20 protein-coding genes are annotated in these 19911 nt (G+C 59.6%); 12 read left to right on the top strand and 8 right to left on the bottom strand.

Translation table 11 applies throughout. The annotated features are described in order from the left end of the window. Positions 1-90 precede the first annotated feature (90 nt). The 6 genes from SIB92_RS03380 (at position 91) to acs (ending at position 7333) form a co-directional block, all read left to right on the top strand. Positions 91-1443, top strand: a complete 1353-nt coding sequence (locus SIB92_RS03380; protein WP_412554488.1) for a substrate-binding protein — start codon at positions 91-93, stop codon at positions 1441-1443. Positions 1444-1525: 82 nt separating this feature from the next. Next, entirely contained in the window at positions 1526-2557 is a 1032-nt protein-coding gene (locus tag SIB92_RS03375) for a branched-chain amino acid ABC transporter permease (protein WP_412554486.1), read from the top strand. 3 nt (positions 2558-2560) lie between these two features. Continuing rightward, positions 2561-3754, top strand: a complete 1194-nt coding sequence (locus SIB92_RS03370; RefSeq protein ID WP_294119600.1) for a branched-chain amino acid ABC transporter permease — start codon at positions 2561-2563, stop codon at positions 3752-3754. Between the two features lie 13 nt (positions 3755-3767). Next, on the top strand, positions 3768-4523 hold the full coding sequence (locus SIB92_RS03365) for an ABC transporter ATP-binding protein (RefSeq protein WP_294119601.1): 756 nt from the start codon (positions 3768-3770) through the stop codon (positions 4521-4523). A gap of 14 nt (positions 4524-4537) precedes the next feature. Further along, positions 4538-5293, top strand: coding sequence for an ABC transporter ATP-binding protein (locus tag SIB92_RS03360; RefSeq protein ID WP_294119602.1), 756 nt, complete (start codon positions 4538-4540; stop codon positions 5291-5293). Between the two features lie 93 nt (positions 5294-5386). Further along, the gene (gene acs, locus SIB92_RS03355) at positions 5387-7333 is read left to right on the top strand and encodes an acetate--CoA ligase (RefSeq protein ID WP_412554485.1); all 1947 of its coding nucleotides are present in this window, start codon (positions 5387-5389) and stop codon (positions 7331-7333) included. Positions 7334-7410: 77 nt separating this feature from the next. Here the strand turns inward: acs and SIB92_RS03350 are convergent, their stop codons facing one another. After that, complete coding sequence (locus SIB92_RS03350; RefSeq protein WP_412554483.1) at positions 7411-8565, bottom strand: MFS transporter; 1155 nt, start codon at positions 8563-8565, stop codon at positions 7411-7413. A 93-nt stretch (positions 8566-8658) separates the two neighbouring features. Between SIB92_RS03350 and SIB92_RS03345 the strand changes: the two genes are divergently transcribed. Beyond that, positions 8659-9135: an Lrp/AsnC family transcriptional regulator gene (locus tag SIB92_RS03345; RefSeq protein ID WP_412554482.1), complete on the top strand. Its 477-nt coding sequence runs from the start codon at positions 8659-8661 to the stop codon at positions 9133-9135. A 69-nt stretch (positions 9136-9204) separates the two neighbouring features. Next, positions 9205-10128: a DMT family transporter gene (locus tag SIB92_RS03340; protein ID WP_412554481.1), complete on the top strand. Its 924-nt coding sequence runs from the start codon at positions 9205-9207 to the stop codon at positions 10126-10128. On the opposite strand, the gene SIB92_RS03335 is transcribed toward SIB92_RS03340, so the two are convergent. Beyond that, the gene (locus tag SIB92_RS03335) at positions 10085-10765 is read right to left on the bottom strand and encodes a thiamine diphosphokinase (RefSeq protein ID WP_412554480.1); all 681 of its coding nucleotides are present in this window, start codon (positions 10763-10765) and stop codon (positions 10085-10087) included. The two genes, SIB92_RS03340 and SIB92_RS03335, sit on opposite strands and share 44 nt — an antisense overlap. 226 nt (positions 10766-10991) lie before the next feature. On the opposite strand from SIB92_RS03335, the gene SIB92_RS03330 reads away from it, so the two are divergent. After that, positions 10992-13406, top strand: coding sequence for a hypothetical protein (locus SIB92_RS03330; RefSeq protein ID WP_412554479.1), 2415 nt, complete (start codon positions 10992-10994; stop codon positions 13404-13406). A gap of 48 nt (positions 13407-13454) precedes the next feature. Here the strand turns inward: SIB92_RS03330 and SIB92_RS03325 are convergent, their stop codons facing one another. The 3 genes from SIB92_RS03325 to SIB92_RS03315 form a co-directional block, all read right to left on the bottom strand. Further along, positions 13455-13922 carry a thiol-disulfide oxidoreductase DCC family protein gene (locus SIB92_RS03325; RefSeq protein ID WP_412554478.1) on the bottom strand — a complete coding sequence of 156 codons (468 nt, stop codon included), beginning with the start codon at positions 13920-13922 and terminating at the stop codon, positions 13455-13457. 115 nt (positions 13923-14037) lie between these two features. Then, positions 14038-14280 (bottom strand): DUF2842 domain-containing protein, encoded by a 243-nt coding sequence (locus SIB92_RS03320; RefSeq protein ID WP_412554477.1) that lies wholly within the window; start codon positions 14278-14280, stop codon positions 14038-14040. 28 nt (positions 14281-14308) lie between these two features. Further along, a complete protein-coding gene (locus SIB92_RS03315) occupies positions 14309-15622 on the bottom strand; it encodes an adenylosuccinate synthase (RefSeq protein ID WP_412554476.1) in 1314 nt (437 codons plus the stop codon). Positions 15623-15773: 151 nt separating this feature from the next. On the opposite strand from SIB92_RS03315, the gene SIB92_RS03310 reads away from it, so the two are divergent. From SIB92_RS03310 to SIB92_RS03300, 3 genes are all read left to right on the top strand, one after another. Further along, positions 15774-16169, top strand: coding sequence for a DUF6524 family protein (locus SIB92_RS03310; protein ID WP_412554475.1), 396 nt, complete (start codon positions 15774-15776; stop codon positions 16167-16169). Positions 16170-16270: 101 nt separating this feature from the next. After that, positions 16271-17203 (top strand): transferrin-binding protein-like solute binding protein, encoded by a 933-nt coding sequence (locus SIB92_RS03305; RefSeq protein ID WP_412554474.1) that lies wholly within the window; start codon positions 16271-16273, stop codon positions 17201-17203. Positions 17204-17399: 196 nt separating this feature from the next. Beyond that, positions 17400-18275 carry a transferrin-binding protein-like solute binding protein gene (locus tag SIB92_RS03300; RefSeq protein WP_412554473.1) on the top strand — a complete coding sequence of 292 codons (876 nt, stop codon included), beginning with the start codon at positions 17400-17402 and terminating at the stop codon, positions 18273-18275. Between the two features lie 15 nt (positions 18276-18290). Here the strand turns inward: SIB92_RS03300 and SIB92_RS03295 are convergent, their stop codons facing one another. From SIB92_RS03295 to nthA, 3 genes are read right to left on the bottom strand one after another with little or no spacing between them, the layout of a single operon-like run. After that, positions 18291-18623, bottom strand: a complete 333-nt coding sequence (locus SIB92_RS03295) for a nitrile hydratase accessory protein (RefSeq protein WP_412554472.1) — start codon at positions 18621-18623, stop codon at positions 18291-18293. Further along, positions 18620-19297, bottom strand: a complete 678-nt coding sequence (gene nthB / locus SIB92_RS03290; protein WP_412554471.1) for a nitrile hydratase subunit beta — start codon at positions 19295-19297, stop codon at positions 18620-18622. The genes SIB92_RS03295 and nthB overlap by 4 nt, the downstream gene beginning before the upstream one ends. Continuing rightward, on the bottom strand, positions 19294-19908 hold the full coding sequence (gene nthA / locus SIB92_RS03285) for a nitrile hydratase subunit alpha (protein WP_412554470.1): 615 nt from the start codon (positions 19906-19908) through the stop codon (positions 19294-19296). Before nthA ends, nthB begins: the two co-directional genes overlap by 4 nt. Between the last annotated feature and the right edge of the window lie 3 nt (positions 19909-19911).

Raw genomic sequence — 19911 nt, 5'->3', positions numbered from 1 at the left:
CGGACCGCCCCCGATAATAGTTTTGCACGAATAGTGCCTGTGGTGCGGGAAGAGGAGCCCAATCCACAAATGACACAACGGGAGGATTATATGTCCAAAAGCAACTTCACACGTCGTGGCTTGCTCAAAACCAGTGCCGTCGCCGGTGCTGGTCTGGCGCTGCCAACGATCTTTACGGCTCAGTCCGCACATGCGTTCACCAACGAACCCACTGGCGGCACCGTAACTCTGGGCTTCAACGTGCCACAGACCGGTCCTTACGCGGACGAGGGTGCCGACGAACTGCGCGCCTACCAGCTGGCTGTTGAGCACCTGAACGGTGGCGGCGACGGCGGCATGCTGAACACCTTTAGCTCCAAAGCACTGGACGGCACAGGTATCCTGGGCAAGAAAGTGGAATACGTCACCGGCGACACCCAGACCAAGTCTGACGCCGCACGCGCATCCGCCAAGTCCATGATCGAAAAAGACGGCGCCATCATGATCACCGGCGGTTCGTCCTCTGGTGTGGCTGTGGCCGTACAGGCGCTCTGCCAAGAGGCCGGCGTGATCTTTATGGCGGGTCTGACCCACTCCAACGACACCACTGGTAAAGACAAGAAAGCCAATGGCTTCCGTCACTTCTTCAACTCCTACATGTCGGGTGCCGCTCTGGCGCCGGTTCTGGCGAACGCCTACGGCAAAGACCGTAAAGCCTATCACCTGACCGCCGACTACAACTGGGGTTACACCACCGAAGAAGCGGTCCGTGCCTCCACCGAGGCCATGGGTTGGGAAACTGTTGCAGCTGTGAAAACACCGCTGACACAGACCGACTTCTCCTCCTACATCGCGCCTGTTCTGCAGTCCGGTGCCGACACACTGGTTCTGAACCACTACGGCGGCAACATGGTGAACTCGCTGACCAACGCGGTTCAGTTTGGTCTGCGCGACAAGCAGGTGAACGGCAAAGACTTCCAGATCGTTGTTCCACTCTACTCCCGCCTGATGGCGAAGGGTGCGGGTGCCAACGTTAAGGGCATCTTTGGTTCCACCAACTGGCACTGGTCCCTGCAGGATGAGGGCTCCAAAGCCTTCGTTAAGTCCTTCGGCACCAAATATGGCTTCCCACCATCCCAGGCGGCGCACACCACCTACGTGCAGACCCTGCTGTATGCCGATGCCGTTCAGCGTGCGGGCTCCTTCGCCCCATGTGCGGTTGCAGAAGCTCTGGAAGACTACGAGTTCGACGGTCTGGGCAACGGTAAGACGCTGTATCGCGGCGCCGACCACCAGTGCTTCAAGGACGTGCTGGTTGTGAAGGGTAAAGAGAACCCGACTTCCGAGTTCGACCTTCTGGAAATCGTTGAAGTGACCCCGGTTGAGCAGGTGACCTACGCACCTGATCACCCACAGATGGGCGGCCCAGAGGCCACCCTGGGTGCCTGCAACAACGGCGCGTAATCACGCCCCAATTCGGGCGGGCAGCAATGCCCGCCCCACTTCGCCAGCATAGGCGAAATCGGACAACCACAGGGACGGACCGATGGAAGCAATTATCCTTCAAATTCTGAACGGGTTGGACAAGGGATCCGCATACGCGTTGATCGCACTTGGCCTCACCCTGATCTTTGGCACCTTGGGTGTTGTGAACTTTGCGCACGGCGCGCTGTTCATGATCGGTGCCTTCTGCGCGGTGACCTTCAGCCGCATCTTGACCCTCTCACACACCGTTATTGATGAGACACAGACCGACTTTCTCGGCAACCCGCTGAAAGTCGACGTGCCTTATCTGCATGACCTCTTTGGCCAGGCCACCGGCGACGCGATCATCGACTGGGCCGTCCCCCTGTCGATCCTGTTCACCGTCCCGGTGATGATGTTCGTGGGCTACGCCATGGAACGCGGCCTGATCAAACACTTCTACAACCGCCCGCACGCCGACCAGATCCTTGTGACCTTTGGTTTGGCAATCGTGCTGCAGGAAGTGATCAAGTACTTCTACGGCGCCAACCCGATCCCGACCCCTGCCCCGCAGGCCTTCGCCGGATCGCTGGATTTCGGAGCCATGCTTGGGTTTGATCCCAACCTGATCATCTATCCTTACTGGCGTATCATCTACTTCGTGTTCTCCGCCGTCATCATCGGTGCCGTGTTTGCCTTCCTGCAATACACCACCTTCGGCATGGTTGTGCGCGCCGGTATGGCGGACCGTGAAACCGTTGGCCTTTTGGGCATCAACATCGACAAGCGCTTCACCATCATGTTTGGCCTTGCCGCCGCTGTCGCCGGTCTGGCTGGTGTAATGTACACGCCAATCAACTCGCCAAACTATCACATGGGCATGGACTTCCTGGTGCTGAGCTTTGTTGTGGTGGTTGTTGGCGGCATGGGCTCGCTGCCAGGTGCCGTACTGGCAGGCTTCCTGCTGGGCATTTTGGAAAGTTTCGCCTCCATGCGCGAGGTTCTGGAGATCCTGCCGGGTCTGAACCAGATCATCATCTACCTCGTCGCCATCATCATTCTGCTGACCCGTCCACGGGGCCTGATGGGCCGCAAGGGCGTCATGGAGGACTAACTCATGCTCGGTCTCAACAAAAAAGATCTTCAGCTTATGCTGATCGTTACCGGGCTGACCATGTTGGCGCCCTTCATTCTCAACCCCTTCCCGGAAAGCTCCGGCATGGCGCAGTTCAACGCGGGCTACCCCGACCTGATGCAGCGCTTTGTGATCTTCGGCATCTTCGCGATTGGCTTTAACCTGCTGTTCGGCCTCACCGGCTACCTCAGCTTTGGTCACGCCGCCTTCCTGGGTGTGGGCTCCTACGGCGCCATCTGGATGATGAAGCTGGTCTCGCTCAACGTGATCCCGGCCATCTTCATGGGCGTGATCGTGGCGGGTATCTTCTCGGTCGCGGTGGGCTACATCTGTCTGCGCCGCTCGGGGATCTACTTCTCGATCCTGACACTCGCCTTTGCACAGATGTCTTACGCTCTGGCCTACTCGGTTCTCACGCCAATCACCGGCGGTGAAACCGGCCTGCAGATCAAATCCACCGACCGTCCAATCTTCTCCAGCCTGGAAGAAGGCGAAACCGGTCGCGCCAACCTGTTTGGCATGGATATGCGTCAAAGCTTCGAGCTCAACATCGGCGACTGGCTCTTCACCTTCAATGCCGGCTACTACATTGCTGCCATCGTGATGCTGATTGCCTTCTATGTCTCGATCCGCATCTTCCGCAGCCCATTTGGCCTGATGCTGCGTGCGATCAAATCCAACCAGACCCGTATGTCCTACACCGGTCTGAACCCACGTCCGCACACGCTGGCAGCCTTTGTGATCTCCGGCATGTATGCAGGTCTCGCAGGCGGTCTTCTTGTGGCCATGGACACCCAGGTGGGCCCGGAGCGGATGTTCTGGACTGCTTCCGGTGAGGTGGTTCTGATGACCATCCTCGGCGGTGTTGGCACGCTTATCGGTCCGGTACTGGGCGCAGGTGTGATCAAGTACATGGAAAACATCCTGTCCAAGATCAACAAAGACGTTCTGCACGAGTGGTTCGCCTTTATGCCGGACGGTCTCGAAGACTTCATCGTCTTCCTGGTCTACCCGTTCATCGGCAAAGGCTGGCACCTCACCCTCGGCATCCTCTTCATGCTGGTCGTAATCTTCCTGCCAGGTGGCCTGGTCGAAGGTGGTCAGCGCATTGGCAAGTGGATCAAAAACCGTGGCAAAGCCAAAGACACTGGCGGCTCCACTGAACCTGCAGAATAAGGAGACAAGAGATATGGGAATTCTCGAAGTCAAAGACGTAGGCAAGCGGTTCGGCGGTCTTCAGGCCCTCGGTGACGTGAACCTCTCCGTCAAGGAAAACACCGTACACGCAATCATCGGCCCCAACGGGGCCGGGAAATCCACCCTACTGAACTGCCTCGTGGGCAAGCTCATCCCGGACACCGGCTCTGTCATGTTTGACGGCCAGTCGGTGCTGGGCCGCACCCCCCACGAGATCAACCAGATGGGCATTTCCCGCGTGTTCCAGACCCCAGAAATCTTTGGGGACCTGACCGTGTTGGAAAACATGATGATCCCCTGCTTTGCCAAGCGGGACGGAGCCTTCCGGATGCGCGCCATCGAAGACATGATGCGTGAAAAGGACATCGTGGAAAAAGCCGAGTCGATGCTCGTAGACATGAACATGGCCGACAAGCATCACATGCACGCGGCTTCCATGTCCCGCGGTGACAAACGTCGTCTGGAAATCGGCATGTGTCTGGCGCAGGAGCCCCGCCTTCTGCTGCTGGATGAACCCACTGCCGGTATGGCGCGGGCCGACACCAACAACACCATCGATCTTCTCAAGCAGATCTCAGATGAGCGCGACATCACCATCGCCATCATCGAGCACGACATGCACGTGGTTTTCTCTCTGGCACAGCGCATCACCGTGCTGGCCCAGGGCACACCGCTGGTCGAAGACGATCCTGAAAACATCAAAGGTCACCCGAAAGTGCGCGAAGCGTACCTCGGCGAAACCGCATAAGGGGGACAGGACACATGAACGTCAAACCCGACTTTTCCAAAGGCCACAATCTGGCTGAAACCGCCCCCGCCTATCTCTCCGTGTGGAACATGGAGAGCTACTACGGCGAGAGCTACATCGTTCAAAACATCAGCTTCAACGTGCACGAAGGCGAAATCCTTGCGCTCTTGGGCCGCAACGGGGCGGGCAAAACCTCCACCCTGCGCTCCATCGCCCGTATGGACGACCCCCAGGTGACCCATGGCGAAATCTGGCTCGACCACAAGCCGCTGCACCTGATGAAAAGCTATGAGGCCGCGCAGGCGGGCATCGGTCTGGTGCCGGAAGATCGCTCGATCATTCCTGGCCTGACCGTGGAAGAGAACATCCAACTGGCCCAGATCGCCCCGCCCATCGGCTGGTCAATTGAACGCCTCTACGAACTCTTCCCGCGCCTTGGGGAACGCCGCAAACAAGAAGGCGTCACGCTTTCCGGTGGGGAACAGCAAATGCTCGCCATCGCCCGCGCCCTCAGCCGCGACATCAAAGTGCTGCTGCTGGACGAGCCGTATGAAGGCCTCGCACCAGTGATCGTGGACGAGATCGAAAAGACGCTGCGCATCATCAAAGAGCAAGGCATCACCACCGTGATCGTGGAACAGAACGCCGTGCGCGCGCTGGAACTGGCAGATCGCGCCGTGATCCTGGACACCGGTTCGGTGGTCTTTGACGGCTCTGCCAACGAAGTTCTCGAAAACGAAGAGCTGCGCGCCGAATATCTGGCGATCTGACGCCGACAATTTGGGGTTGCGCCAAAAGTCGAGTTGACGTCGCGGCGCAGCCCCCTAACCTCGCCCCCAAAGAAATACCATTCGAGGTCCAATATGTCTGACACCACATTCCCCCCGTCCAAAGAACTGGCAGAAAACGCCATCATCACCGCGGATAAGTATCAAGAAATGTACGCGGCCTCTGTGTCTGATCCTGAGGGGTTTTGGCGGGAGCATGGCCAGCGTGTGGACTGGATCAAGCCTTACACCAAGGTGAAGAACACCTCTTTTGCGCCGGGCAATGTGGACATCAAATGGTTTGAAGACGGCACGCTCAACGTGGCCGCCAACTGTATCGACCGCCATCTGGAGACCCGTGGCAATCAGGCCGCGATCATCTTTGAACCGGATGATCCCAACGAGCCCGCCCAGTCGATCACCTATGCCGATCTGCACCGTCGTGTCTGCCGCATGGCCAACGTGCTGGAGCAGCTGGGTGTGCGCAAAGGCGACCGCGTGGTGATCTACCTGCCGATGATCCCGGAAGCGGCTTACGCCATGCTGGCCTGCGCCCGCATCGGCGCGATCCATTCGATCGTCTTCGCAGGCTTCTCTCCGGATGCCCTCGCAGCGCGCATCAACGGCTGTGACGCCAAAGTTGTGATCACGGCTGACAGCGCGCCACGTGGTGGCCGCAAGACGGCACTCAAGTCCAACACCGACGCCGCGCTGCTGCACACCAAAGACACCGTCAAATGCCTGGTGGTGAAGCGCACCGGCGACCAGACCACTTGGATTGATGGCCGTGACTATGACTACAACGAGATGGTTATGGAGGTGGGCGACTACTGCAAACCGGCGGAAATGAACGCCGAAGATCCGCTGTTCATCTTGTACACCTCCGGCTCCACCGGGCAGCCCAAAGGCGTGGTGCATTCCACCGGCGGCTATCTGGTTTATGCGTCGATGACGCATGAATACACCTTTGATTACAAAGACGGCGACATCTTCTGGTGCACCGCCGATGTGGGCTGGGTCACCGGCCACAGCTACATCGTCTATGGCCCGCTCGCCAACGGCGCCACGACGCTGATGTTTGAGGGTGTGCCGACCTATCCGGATGCCAGCCGCTTCTGGCAGGTCTGTGAAAAGCACCGGGTGAACCAGTTCTACACCGCGCCCACCGCGCTGCGCGCGCTGATGGGCCAAGGCAATGAATATGTTGAGAAATGTGACCTCAGCAGCCTGCGCATCCTTGGCACCGTGGGCGAGCCGATCAACCCGGAAGCCTGGACCTGGTACAACGACGTGGTGGGCGGCGGCCGCTGCCCGATCGTGGACACCTGGTGGCAGACCGAGACCGGCGGCCACATGATGACCCCACTGCCGGGCGCCCATGCGACCAAGCCGGGCGCGGCGATGAAGCCCTTCTTTGGCGTGCATCCGGTGGTGCTGGATCCGCAGTCCGGTGAGGAAATCTCCGGCAATGATGTCGAAGGGGTTCTGGCAATCAAGGAAAGCTGGCCCAGCCAGATGCGCACCGTCTGGGGCGACCATGAGCGCTTTGAGAAGACCTACTTCAGCGACTATAAAAACTACTACTTTGCCGGTGACGGCTGCCGCCGCGATGCGGATGGCGACTACTGGATCACCGGTCGTGTGGACGATGTGATCAACGTCTCCGGTCACCGCATGGGCACCGCCGAAGTGGAAAGCGCACTGGTGGCGCACGCCGCCGTCGCTGAGGCCGCCGTGGTCGGCTACCCGCATGACATCAAAGGCCAGGGCATCTACTGCTATGTGACTTTGATGAATGATCAGGAGCCTTCCGAGGAGCTGCGCAAGGAACTGCGCACCTGGGTGCGGACGGAAATCGGCCCGATTGCCAGCCCGGATCTGATCCAATGGGCGCCCGGCCTGCCAAAAACCCGCTCCGGCAAAATCATGCGCCGCATCCTGCGCAAGATCGCCGAGAACGACTACGGCAGCCTCGGGGATACCTCCACATTGGCGGATCCCGGCGTTGTGGACGATCTGATTGAGAACCGTATGAACCGCTAAGATTTTCCCCGATCGCGGGCGTCGATCCATCGCCCGCGTTCACTCCCTGTCGGGCCAGCCTTGTGCTGGCCCTTTTTTTACTCCGCCGCCGGGACGGCTACGCGCCCTGCCCGCCGCAGCGCCCAAATTGCACCGACCAACGCAGGCGCAACACAGACCGCCGACAGCAACGCCGTCATCGCAAAACCCTGCGCCTCAAACACCAGCCGGAAGGCGGCGGTGCCTACAAACATCGCCACATAGGTGGTCGCGCTATAGAGCCCCAAAATCGCCCCACGCTGGCTTGGCGACAGGGCGCTCAACTGCCCTACAAGGATATTGAGCCCCAGATGGTTCACCGCGCCCCACAGCAGGCACACGGCAAAAATCGCCAGCCCCTGCCCCGCCAAACCCGCCATCAACAGATAGACTATCAACAAGGCGCCAAAGACCACCGGCGCCGCCCGGGTGGCGCCAAAGCGGTCTATCAGCCGGTCCAACGGCGCTACCACGCCAAAGCCCACGCCATAGGTCAGCGCGCCAAGCCCGGCCATGCCGGTAGAGAACCCCAAAACCGTGGTCAGATGTGTCCCGAGGAAGGCGTAAAGCCCATAAAACGCACTCATAAACGCCACGACCGCCCCCAGGATCGGCAACAATCCCCGCACGCGAAACGCCTTGAACGGCGACACAGCCTGCGCTGCTGGACGGGATGGCACCCGCATGGTCCAGATCAACACAATCAGCCCCGCGCTCAGCGCGGTCATCAGGCCAAACACCGCCCGCCAATGCACCACATCCGCCAGCACCGCCGCAAAAGACACCCCAGCCACAAGGCTCAAGGTCCAGCCAGTCAGCACTTTGCCCAAAGTTGCGCTTTCCTGCCCCTTGGGAGACACATCAGCCGCCAAGCCGTAGGTGGCAGGCAAAGCCAGACCCGCACCAACACCCGCCAGACCTTGCGCCAATTTGAGCACCCCCAGGGTTGGTGCCAGGGCGCTGGCCAGCAAAGCCGCAACCAGGATCACAAGCGCCAGAACCAAGGCGCGCTTTAAGCCGATCTGATCCGCCCGCGGTGCCAGGAACAACGCGCTCACCGCCGTGCTGCCTCCATAAATCGCAGAAGCCAGCATCACATCAGGCGCGCTTGTGCCCGCAAAATCCAGCGCCACATCCGCCGCGATCGGGCTCAACACCAACGAATTGGACCCCACCACCGCAATGGCACACATCAACACCCAAACTGGCTTCATCACACACTCCATATTTTGGAGACTGGATAGTCAATCCAACACAAACTGTGTACACCATAATGCAAATCGCAGAAAATTCCGAATGAGGTTCAAATGTCCATCAAAGACAAACAGGGTTTGGACGCCATTGACCGAAAGCTATTAGGGCTTCTGAGCGCAGACGCCGAACAAAGCTATGCCACCTTAGGCGAAAAGGTCGGTCTATCCCCGCCCGCCGTGCATGAACGGGTCAAACGCTACAAAGCGACGGGCCGTATTTCTGGCGTGGCCGCGCTACTCAATCCGGAGATGACCGGCAAGCCGTTCCTGGCCTTTTTGCATGTGAACACATCCGGCTGGGGCAAAACCGATGCCATCCTCGGCCTTGGAGACTTACCCGAAGTGGAGGAAATCCATTCCGTGACCGGGGACACCTGCATGTTGCTCAAGGTGCGGATGCAGGACTCCAAAGCCATGGAAGACCTGCTCAAACGCATCTACGACATGCCCGAAGTGGTCAGCACCAAAACCTACGTCGCGCTCTCAACGTCGCTGGAGCGCCCCGTGCAGGCAGGCATCACTGAATTCTGAAATCCAAACACATTGTGTCGGCACAATCTTTCTGTTGCCTTGGTTAACGCGCCCTCATAGCGTGCCCGGATGAACGAACATTCAGCCTCTCAGGACCGCCCCATGCTCGGCATCGCTTTGATGCTTGGCTTTAGTGTGCTCGCGCCATTTGGAGACGCCATCGTTAAACTGCTGGGCCCGATCTTGACGGTCGCCACGTTCACATTTTATCGGTTTGGCCTTCAGGCTGTGTTCCTGTCCGGCGTTGTCCTGTTCACAACGGGTCTGCCTGCTCTGACCCGCCGCCAATACGGTCTGATTTTTCTGCGAACCCTGTGCCACATCGCCGGGTTAAGCACGATCTTTATGGCCTTTCGCTACCTGCCTTTGGCAGATGCAGTCGCCATTGCCTTTGTCGTGCCGTTCATCCAGTTGCTGTTAGGCAAAGTGTTTCTGAACGAACAAGTCGGCAAGCACCGCCTGGCCGCCTGTACTGTAGGATTTGTCGGCACGCTCTTGGTCATTCAGCCGAATTTCGCAACGGCGGGCCTCGCTGTGCTTTGGCCAGTTGCCACCGCCTGGGCCTTTGCCTTTTTTGTCTTGCTGGGGCGCACCATTGCACAAGAAGCTGATCCCATTGCCATTCAAATGGTCAGCGGTTGGATGGCCGTTGTCCTAATGGTGCCAGCAATGGTCGCCGGAGCCTACTTTGGATGGCACGAGTTCAGATTCATGGTGCCAACAGGCCAGACTTTGCTGCTTGTGATAGGTGCGGGCGTTCTTGGCACCCTAGCGCACCTTCTTATGACATGGTCCTTGCGCTTTGCGCCGTCGGCCACGCTTGCCCCCCTGACATATATTGAGATCCCAATCACCGTCGCAGTTGGCTTGGTTGTTTTTGGAGATTTTCCAAACGCACTGGCCACACTTGGCATCTGCATCACCATGGCCGCCGGTCTTTATGTGGTGTTCAGGGAGCGGGCCATCCAGCGGGCGTCGCAAGCAGCGTCTTAACCAACAGCGGCAAAAACGCTTTGGGCAGGATCAGCAACATCCCCGGGCCATCCATCTCCAAGGTGACAGGACCGGTAGCGGCATTGGACGTGCCAATCAGGCCATCTGGCGCAAATGCAATGTCGTCAATCGGCCACTTCAACCCCTCAGAGCGCCCCGTCACGGCCCGCATCGGGAACAGCGAGACCCGTGTCCCCACCGGCACGTCCAGCGTCAGCTTCGGCGGCGCAACGCAGAGCACATCTGTTTCACCCACCAGCACACAACGCCGGTCCGCCCGCCGCATCAGCACATTATACGCGGCCAGTTCGTGATCCATCCGCGCGCCGGTGAAGCCCACTGCGACCACCAGCGGCGATTCTATGTGTCGCAGCGCTTTGTCAAAATCGGTGCTGTCCTGCTCGGTGATTTCATGCAGCCGCTCCCAGGGAATGCCCGCTGCCTGCACCATATCGAGACTGTCCATGTCCCCGATCACCGCCTCCGGCATGTGCTCCGCCGCCAGACAATGCGCCGCGCCGCCATCCGCCGCCACCAATGTCGGGGCCAAAGCCAATGAGTCCTCTATATCGGAATCGCTCAACGATCCCGCACCAACCAGCGTGATTGGTTCCAAACTGTGAACAATAGCCGTCATTTCACCCCGCTCCGCCCCTCTCAAAAGCGTTTCGCCACAATTTGGCCCAGAAATGATACGCTGTCTTCCACAGAATCGGTCACGTTTCGACTTTCCTTTGGTGGTAGTTTGATCGGCGAGTAGTGCAAAGGACCCGCAGAAGATGGTTACCAATAACAAAGTGCTCACGGTGTCTTACGGGACATTCTCCTGCACCCTAGAAGGGTTTGAGGAGTCGTTTGATACAATGAAGGCAATCGCTGAGTATTTCAGGGATCTGGCCGCGGACGACCGGTATTTCGGTGCCGAGCCCCCGACCCCAGATGCCGAGATGCTTGCCCGCATCGCAGAAAAAGAAATCGCCCGCCGCGTCAGTGCGCGGTTGGATCATGGCGCCATTGTTTTGAGCGCCGGTGAGCCGACACCCGACGCAGAACCACAGCCCGTGGCTGAAGCCGCCCCAACGGCGCAGCCCGAAGCCGTGGCTGAGCCCGCGCCGCAACCGGCTCCAGCGCCAGCCGCACCTGTTGCGGCCCCTGTGGTCGAAGAGGCTGCGGAAGAGGCTGCCGCGCCGGTTGTGGAAGACACCCCGGTTGAAGCTGCTGTTGCGGACGTGGTTGAAACTGCCGAGGAAGCCCCGGTTGCGGAAGACGTGATCGAAGAGGCTCCTGTTGTCGCGGAAACTGTAGAAGTCGCCGCCGAAGAGGTTGTGGTTGAAGAGGCTCCAACGGAAGACGCTTCCGTCGAGGTCGAAGCAGAACCAGTTGAGGTTGCCGAAGCTGAAGAAGCCGCAGACGAACCGGTTGCTGAAACCGCCGAAGTTGACGCCGCTGAAGAAGCTGCCTCCGAAGAGGACTCCATCGCCGACAGCGTGATGGCCGCCATTGCCGAAGACAGCCTGCCTGAGCCCGAAGCGGCACCTATTGCCGAAGCAGCGGAAGAAGTTACGGAAGACGCCGTGGCCGAAGAGGTTGTGGCTGAAGAAGCACCTGTTGAGGCCGCAGAAGAGGTTGCGGAAGACGCGCCTGAAGTGGATCTGGCCGGCATCTCTGCCGCGGTGTCCGCTGTCGACGCCCTGTCTGACGATCAGCTGCAAACCGACGATGAGAATGACAACGCCGACCTGCTGGTGCTCGACGCACCGGTTGAGGACAGCGCTGACCCGTTTGCCGAAGATGTGGTGGAAGAGGTTGCCGAGGATATCTCCGAAGCCGCCGACTGGGAAGACGCCGACGACGCACCGGAGTATGAAGAAAACTCCATCGCCGCCAAGCTGGAGCGCATCCGCGCCGTGGTGGCCCGCGTTGAAGCCGAGCCAGAAGCCGAAGCGGTGGACGCCGAAGACGATCAGCCAGAGCTGACCACCGTCGCCGCCACCGAAGAAGCCAACATCTTTGACGAAGACCTCGCGCCAATGGACCTCACCCCGGTGAACCTGGAAGACGACGCCGAGATCGAAGCCGCTGCAGAGCTGGTGGAAGAGATCGTTGAGGCCCCTGCCGCGGTGGAAGACGCCGAAGTGGTCGAAGCCAAGGCGGAAGAAATCGAAGAGGTGGCCGCCGAGCCTGCGCCGGAAGTGGTGAAGCCAAAAGTCCGTCCGCTGCGCGCCCGTGTGGTGCGTATGAAAAAGGCGGATTTTGAGGACGCCGTGGCCTCTGGCCGTCTGGAAGCAGACCCAGAAAACGAAGACGCCGCCGAAGCAACCCCTGCTCCCGAGGCCCCCAAGCCTACCAGCCTGACGCCGGAAGACGAAGCTGACCTGCTGGCCGAACTGGCCCAGGTGGAAGCGGAGCTGAAGCAATCTGATGTGGCCGAGGCCGCGCCAAAAGCAGACGCCCCAGCCCCCCAGGCCGAAGCGCCGGTTGTGCTCGACACGCCTGCGGAGCCAGAAGCACCCAAGCCTGCCGAGGCCCGCCAGCCTGCGCCAGAGCCGGATCTGTCGCGCCTGATGGCCAAGGCCAACAGCGAAATGGAAGAGCCACAGGGCAAAGGCCGCCGCAGCGCCATCGCGCATCTGCGCGCCGCTGTCGCTGCCACCCGCGCCGAAAAACGCGCCGGCACCGACGCCAAGAAGAAAGACGATACGGTCGCGTATCGTGGAGATCTTGCCTCCGTGGTGCGCTCCGTGCCTGGTGGCAAATCCACTGAGGCCAAATCGACCAAAGCGGCCCCTGCGCCCCTGAAACTGGTTGCGGCCCAGCGTGTAGACGCCACTGCCGAAGCCAAACCCGAACAACCCGCTCAGCCTGCGCCTGAAACCGCGCAAAAAGCCCCCCGCCGCGTCCCTGTTCGTCCGCGCCGGGTGTCTTCTGACCAACTGGACCGCGACGAAGTTGCGAAGTCCGCTGCCCCGGTCAGCGCCAAAGGCACAACGTTGAGCGGGTTTGCTGACTACGCCGCCAGCATGGGCGCAACCCAGCTGCCGGAAAGCACCGAAGCCGCTGCGGCGTATCTGACCTTTGTTGAAGGTCTGGAGCGTTTCTCGCGCCCGATGCTGATGCGCATGTCACGCGAAGTGAACATTCCACAGTTCACCCGCGAAGAAGGCCTGCGCGCCTTTGGTCAGCTGCTGCGCGACAAGAAGATCGACAAAGTGGCCGGTGGCCGGTTCACCGCCAACGCCTCGATCAACTTCAAGCCGGTGGACAGCAAAGCCGGTTAAAAGCACCAAAAATTGCAAAGCAAAAGCCCGATCATCCGATCGGGCTTTTCATTTTTGCAGCAACCGTTTGCGCAACCGTTCATCCGGCAAGGCGCACATATCCCCTTTGCCAAACATCGCATACCGATTGCGCGCAATCCGGCGGTAGATCCAATCCTGCACCCCGCGCGGCAAAATCCGCAACACCTGCAGCCCATGCCCAACACCGCCAACCGCTTGTCCAACACGGATAATCGCCTCAAGCGAGCCATAGGCCTGCCCGTCGACAATCAACAACCAGCTTTCCGGATCATCAGGCTTTAGCCCGTAATGTGCCAACAAAGCCGTGCCCAATTCGGTCTGACCCGGACAGATCCGAAACACCTCATCCCGATCAAACCGCGCAATCGTCCGCGCCCCAAAACTGCACAGAGCACAATCGCCGTCCATCACCGCCACCGGTCCGCTGTCCTCAAACGGTGGCACAGCGGGATCATCCCGATAAGAATAAGACGCACGTGGGATCAACTCAGCCATGCCCAACTCTCCCGCGCGCGACGCGACGCCGCAAGTCTCCACATCCGCACACCCTCAAAAACGCAAAACGGCGACACCAAAGTGCCGCCGCCTGCTATCTTTCTGCAAATCCGCTTTAGGGATCGTCGTCGAACCGTCGTGGAGTGGCATTCGGGTCTTCTTGCCCGATGCCTTTGAACACCGACTTAAACGGCAAGATCCACACAATCCCCAAACCGACATACAGCAACAACGTCACCAACACCGAGTCCGGTGCAATGGTGGTTGCCAGCACAGAGGCCACCAGAATGTAGATCGGCAGGCCCACCACCAGCACCAGAAGCGCCACGCGGCGACGGCCTTTGTAACTCAATGCCATGTCAGTCTCCTTTCAGAGGCTTACGCGATCAATCGGCAAATGGATCGGTGACCAGAATGGTATCTTCGCGCTCCGGGCTGGTCGACAACAGCGCCACAGGGCACTCGATCAGCTCTTCCACGCGTTTCACGTATTTCACCGCATTGGCTGGCAGATCGTTCCAGCTGCGTGCACCTTCGGTGGTCTCGGACCAGCCATCAATCTCTTCATAGATCGGCTTACACCGCGCCTGCTGATCTGCTGCCGTTGGCAGGTAATCCAACGTTTCGCCGTCCAGCTCATAGCCCACGCAAATCTTCAGCTTCTCAAAACCGTCCAGCACGTCCAGCTTGGTCAGGCAGATGCCTTTGATGCCGGAGGTCGCGCAGGTCTGGCGCACCAGAGCGGCATCAAACCAGCCACAACGACGCTGACGGCCGGTGGTGGTGCCAAACTCATGGCCACGGGTTCCAAGACGCTCGCCATCCGCATCCGGGTTGCCATCCGCATCCAGCAACTCGGTTGGGAACGGGCCTTCGCCCACACGCGTGGTGTAGGCTTTCACAATGCCCAGCACATAATCGATGGAGCCCGGACCAATACCCACACCCGTTGCTGCCTGACCGGCAATCACGTTCGACGACGTCACAAACGGATAGGTGCCAAAATCGATGTCCAACAACGCGCCCTGCGCGCCTTCAAACAGGATCCGCTTACCGGCTTTGCGCTTCTCGTTCAGCACTTTCCAAACCGGCGCCGCATAGGGCAGAATCTCTTTGGCAATCTCTTTGAGCTGCACAATCAACGCATCGCGATCAATCGGCTCGACGCCCAGACCTTTGCGCAGCGGATCGTGGTGCTGCAACGCACGGTCCACGCGCGCTTCCAGAGTCGCCTCATCCGCCAGGTCAGCCACACGGATCGCCCGGCGGCCCACTTTGTCTTCATAAGCCGGACCAATGCCACGACCGGTGGTGCCAATCTTGGTGCCTTTTGAGGCGGCTTCCTCACGCGCGCGGTCCAGCTCGCCGTGGAATGGCATGATCAGCGGCGTGTTTTCCGCAATCATCAGCGTCTCAGGCGAAATATCCACGCCCTGCTCGCGCACGGTCGCAATCTCTTTCACCAGGTGCCACGGGTCCAGCACAACGCCATTGCCGATCACGGACAGTTTGCCACCGCGCACAACGCCGGACGGCAGCGCGTGCAGCTTGTATACCTTGCTGTCGATCACCAGCGTATGGCCAGCGTTATGCCCACCTTGGAAACGCGCGATGACATCGGCACGTTCGCTGAGCCAGTCAACGATCTTGCCTTTCCCTTCGTCGCCCCACTGAGCGCCTACAACAACAACATTGGCCATATCCGGTCCTTTGCAGAGAGTTCAAACCCGCGCCCTTGTAGCCATGTTGTTTGGCTTGGGAAACCACAAAAGCTGTCGCAGGCTGGACAGAACCCGCCTTTTTGCGCGAGGATTGCCGAAAAAGACAGGCAAGACATCTGAGGGGACAGAGATGGGGCTCTTGTTACGTTGGCTGATCGCCTTTCTGCTTTTGGCAGCAACCTACAACCCAACCGACTATAACTATGTCGTCTGGGCCCGCGCCAACTACGTCGAAGAACTGCCCCTGACGGTACTTCTGGGCCTGCTGCTGTTGATCGGCTACGTCATCTACCTGCGCGCCACCCTGCGTTCCATTGGCGCCTTCGGCATGACCGTGGTCCTCGCCGTGCTCGCAGCCGTCGCCTGGGTTTTACACGATTACAACATGCTAAGCCTCGACAATGGCGCCGTAAACATCTGGCTCGCCATTCTGGCACTCTCCATTGTTTTGGGCATCGGCCTTGGCTGGTCCATCGTGCGCCGCATGTTGACCGGCCAGGTGGATGTGGACGACGTCGAGGCGTAGACCACCTTCCCGGCGCCACACCGCTTAACCTACAAAGCAATTTACTTATCCAAAGGACGCACTAAGGTTGTGCTGATATTCTTTTGATTATTGGTTCCTGTATGCCCTCACCTTTCCTGCGCGCGCCCATTGCCCCGCTTGTCCTGATCGTTTTGTCTGCCTGCAGCAGCGCGCCCCCGCCCCCAACATCCATCGTCCTGCCCGAAGCCGACGCCTTTACCAGCCGCACCGAGCTGCCCGAAGACGGCGCGGTCGCGCTACAGGGCCAAGCGCGCATTGCACGTATCCGCCGGGAGCCGGCCCAGGGGCTCTATAACGGCTCAATCAGCGAATATGACGAGTACATGGGTCCAGGCAGCGCTGCCATCGACGGCACGATGGTGATCACCTACGAAAACGGCCAGCCAGTCGCCACGCATCTGGCGGCGGGGGATCGAGGGTTTGCCATCGACACGCGGCAAGGTGACGAGTTTTCCACGGAGGACTCCTATTGGGGCCAGATTATGTGGGGCGGTCCCAATGAAGCCGCCGCGCGGTTTGTGCGCCCAAGCGCGCTTGGTATGGACCACATGAGCTACGGCAGATGGATGGCCGACGGGACCGACACAGGTGCAACGGTCGGCGTGGGGGCTTACGGCGCGAACACCCCGGAGGCTGCCATGCCCGTCAGTGGCGAAGCGACCTACCGCGGCAAAGGCTTTGGTTACTACGATCAAGAACTTGGCGGAATCAACGTCACCGATTTCGACATCACCATGTCCACATCCGACTTCAGAACCGTCCGAATTGAGAGCTCAAACACCTTAATCGCCAACCAGACCCACAATGATGAATCGGTTTACGTGGACGACCTGAATTTCTCCGGCACGGGCACGATTTCCGGCTCCCGGGTCACGGCCGATATCACCTCTGCCGACCTGGCCGGCACCGCTGACGGACAGTTCTTTGGCTCCGGTGCCGAAGAATTTGGCGGCACCTTCATGCTGGAAGCGGGCGACACAACCCACATCGGGGCCTTTGGCGCCTCACGCTGATCCGATCGGCGGCCTGCCCCCTTTAACCACCCAGACACCGGTGCACGCGTTGTACTCCGATCCGGTGGACAATCGAGCTAACCCTACGCCCCCCCCCACAGCCCCCTGCTGGTTAACCAAAGATTAAACCATTCGTGCACTTGGCAAGGACACACGTTAAGGGTGATCCGAATTTTTACTAACCTTCGGAATCACTATGCTTTCTCAGCCAAAAAAACTTGCCACAGCAGCGCTTCTTCTGTCGACATTGGCCGCTTGCGGCGGTGGGTCGACGTCAGCTGTCCCCTTTACCAGCATGGCAGACCGGCCTGAAAATGGTGATATTGTGCTACAAGGCACCGCGCATACGGCTTCATTTACTCGAGACGATTCCACCGGTGACATTGACGCTGGCTCACCAAGCGAAGCCAAGGACAGCACGCTGACAGCCACCTTCGAGAACGGTGAACAGGTCGCAACACAGGTTAAGGCTGGCAACTCCAGCTTCAATATTGACACACGCAATGACGGAACCGTCGAAGTCTCGGAACACCTCGCGGTACTGACCAGCCTATCCGACCGCTCTCTCGCCTATTTCTCAAATCCCGATTCCGCCGGACTGGACCACCTGAGCTATGGCGCGTGGATTGATGCAGACAGCAACACCTCGGGTTCTATTGGTGCCGGAACCTTTGGCGCTACGACCAATCGGGCCGAGATGCCAAGCAGCGGTTCAGCCACGTACCGCGGCAAGGGTGTCGGCGTCGCGGACCTCAACGACGGATCACTTTACGCAACAGAGTTCGACGTAAATGTCTCCACCACCGACTTCGTTACAATGTCAATCAATAGTTCAGATACAATCACGACAGATTTGTTCGGCGTCAAAGGCAGCCGCCACAACGAGTCCCTGAATTTCTCAGGCTTTGGAATTGTTGACGGTTCCGATTTCCAAGGCTACCTGACGTCGTCGTCCAATGTGGGCACCGCAACGGGCAGCTTCTATGGCCCAAACGCGGATGAAATCGGCGCAACCTTTGCCCTATACGGCTCCGACGGCACCCATGTCGGCTCTTTTGGCGCCTCGCGCTAAACCTAGCCTACCAAATTAACTGGCGCCTACCAAATTAACTGGCTGACCATGCGGCGTGGAGAGATAAGCCTCTGTCCACGCCGTTTTTAACTGCTGAAGCGTGCCCGTCTCGGCCATGCCGGTCTCCGCCAGAAACCCTTCCAGCGTCTCCAACCACGCGTTGAAATAATCTTCGCCGCCATCCAATTCCTTAGCCAGCCCGTGGGCTTTCAAGGTTGCGCCAAAGCGCTCCGCCCAAGCCGACCATTCAAAATGGCCCGCTTCGTTGAGCGCCACCGTGATCGCAAAGACCTGCGCGTGCCACGGCTCCGAAAACGCCGGTTCCGGCTTGTCTCCGCACCAGATCACGCCACCGGCTCCAGATAGCTCTCCCACAGGTCCAGCACGACCTCGTCCCGCGGGTCCGCCTCTGCGCCCCACAATTCCTGCGCCGTAAAGCGCACCGCATAAAGCCGCTCGGCAGCCTCCCCCTGAAAATGCGCATTGCTGTCGGGAAACACATGCGCACCATGCTGCAATACAACCTCGCCAACAGCGCCCGCCGCATAAGCTGGCAACCGCGTATGTCCGCCCGGCACCGCCACATTGCGCGCGGGGCGACGGGTCGTCACCTTTGCCCCCACCTCAAACACCGGCGCCGCTGCCTCCCGCGTATAGGGACTCCCATTCATCAGCACCGCCTCAACTGTTTCGGGTTTGGCCGCCCGCTCGGAGACCGGTGATACCCCCGCCGCCTGCCCGCTGGCCAATTCCTCCACTGTCACAACACCGCGATCCACCATCAGATCCGCGAGGCCGCCCATCCATTTTTCGTAGTAGCTGAATGCCGTGTAATCCTGCGGGTCCAGCAGCTCGCGCGCATGGCGCGAGGCATCGATATTCCACTGTCCCAGAAAGCCGCAGGCCACATTCAGCGCCAAGGCACGCTTGTGCCAGTCCTTGGCCTCGCCAAAGTCATAGCCATCCCGCGGGTCCACAGCCCCGGTGCCCAGACGTCCGCCCATGTCGTGAATACGGCTCATGCGCCCGGCTCCTGTGCTAAGGCGGTGCCAATCATGCTGTCACGTGTGACCAGTGCCGCCAAGTCTTCCTCGGACATGCCCTCTGTCCCCGCAGGCCGCTGAGGCACCACCAGATAGCGCACTTCCGCCGTGCTGTCCCAGACCCGCACTTTTTTGCGCGCCGGCAAACTCACACCAAACTCCGCCAACACGGCGCGCGGCTCACGCACCGCCCGCGCCCGATAGGCGTCCGATTTGTACCAGCCCGGCGGAATGCCCAGCAAAGGCCACGGGTAACAACTGCACAGTGTGCAGACGACCATGTTGTGGACCGCGTCGGTGTTCTCGACAAACACCATGTGCTCCCCCTGCCGCCCATAGAGCCCCATCTCCTGAAGCGTGGGCATCGGGTCTTCGATCATCTGACGGTGAAAGTCCGGATCGCACCACATCTTCGCCACCACTTGCGCGCCATTCTGCGGGCCAATTTTGTTTTGGTAGAGATCGATGATGGCGTCCAAGGCGGCTGGATCAACCAAGCCTTTGTCGGTCAATAGAGTTTCCAATGCCTTGACCCGAAGCGCGGGGTCCGATGGCAGGTGTGAATGCGGGTGGTCATGATCATGAGGCATGGC

The sequence above is a fragment of the Shimia sp. MIT1388 genome (assembly GCF_047124445.1).
GTDB lineage: Bacteria > Pseudomonadota > Alphaproteobacteria > Rhodobacterales > Rhodobacteraceae > Shimia.
This window is presented reverse-complemented; position numbering and strand designations above follow the sequence as displayed.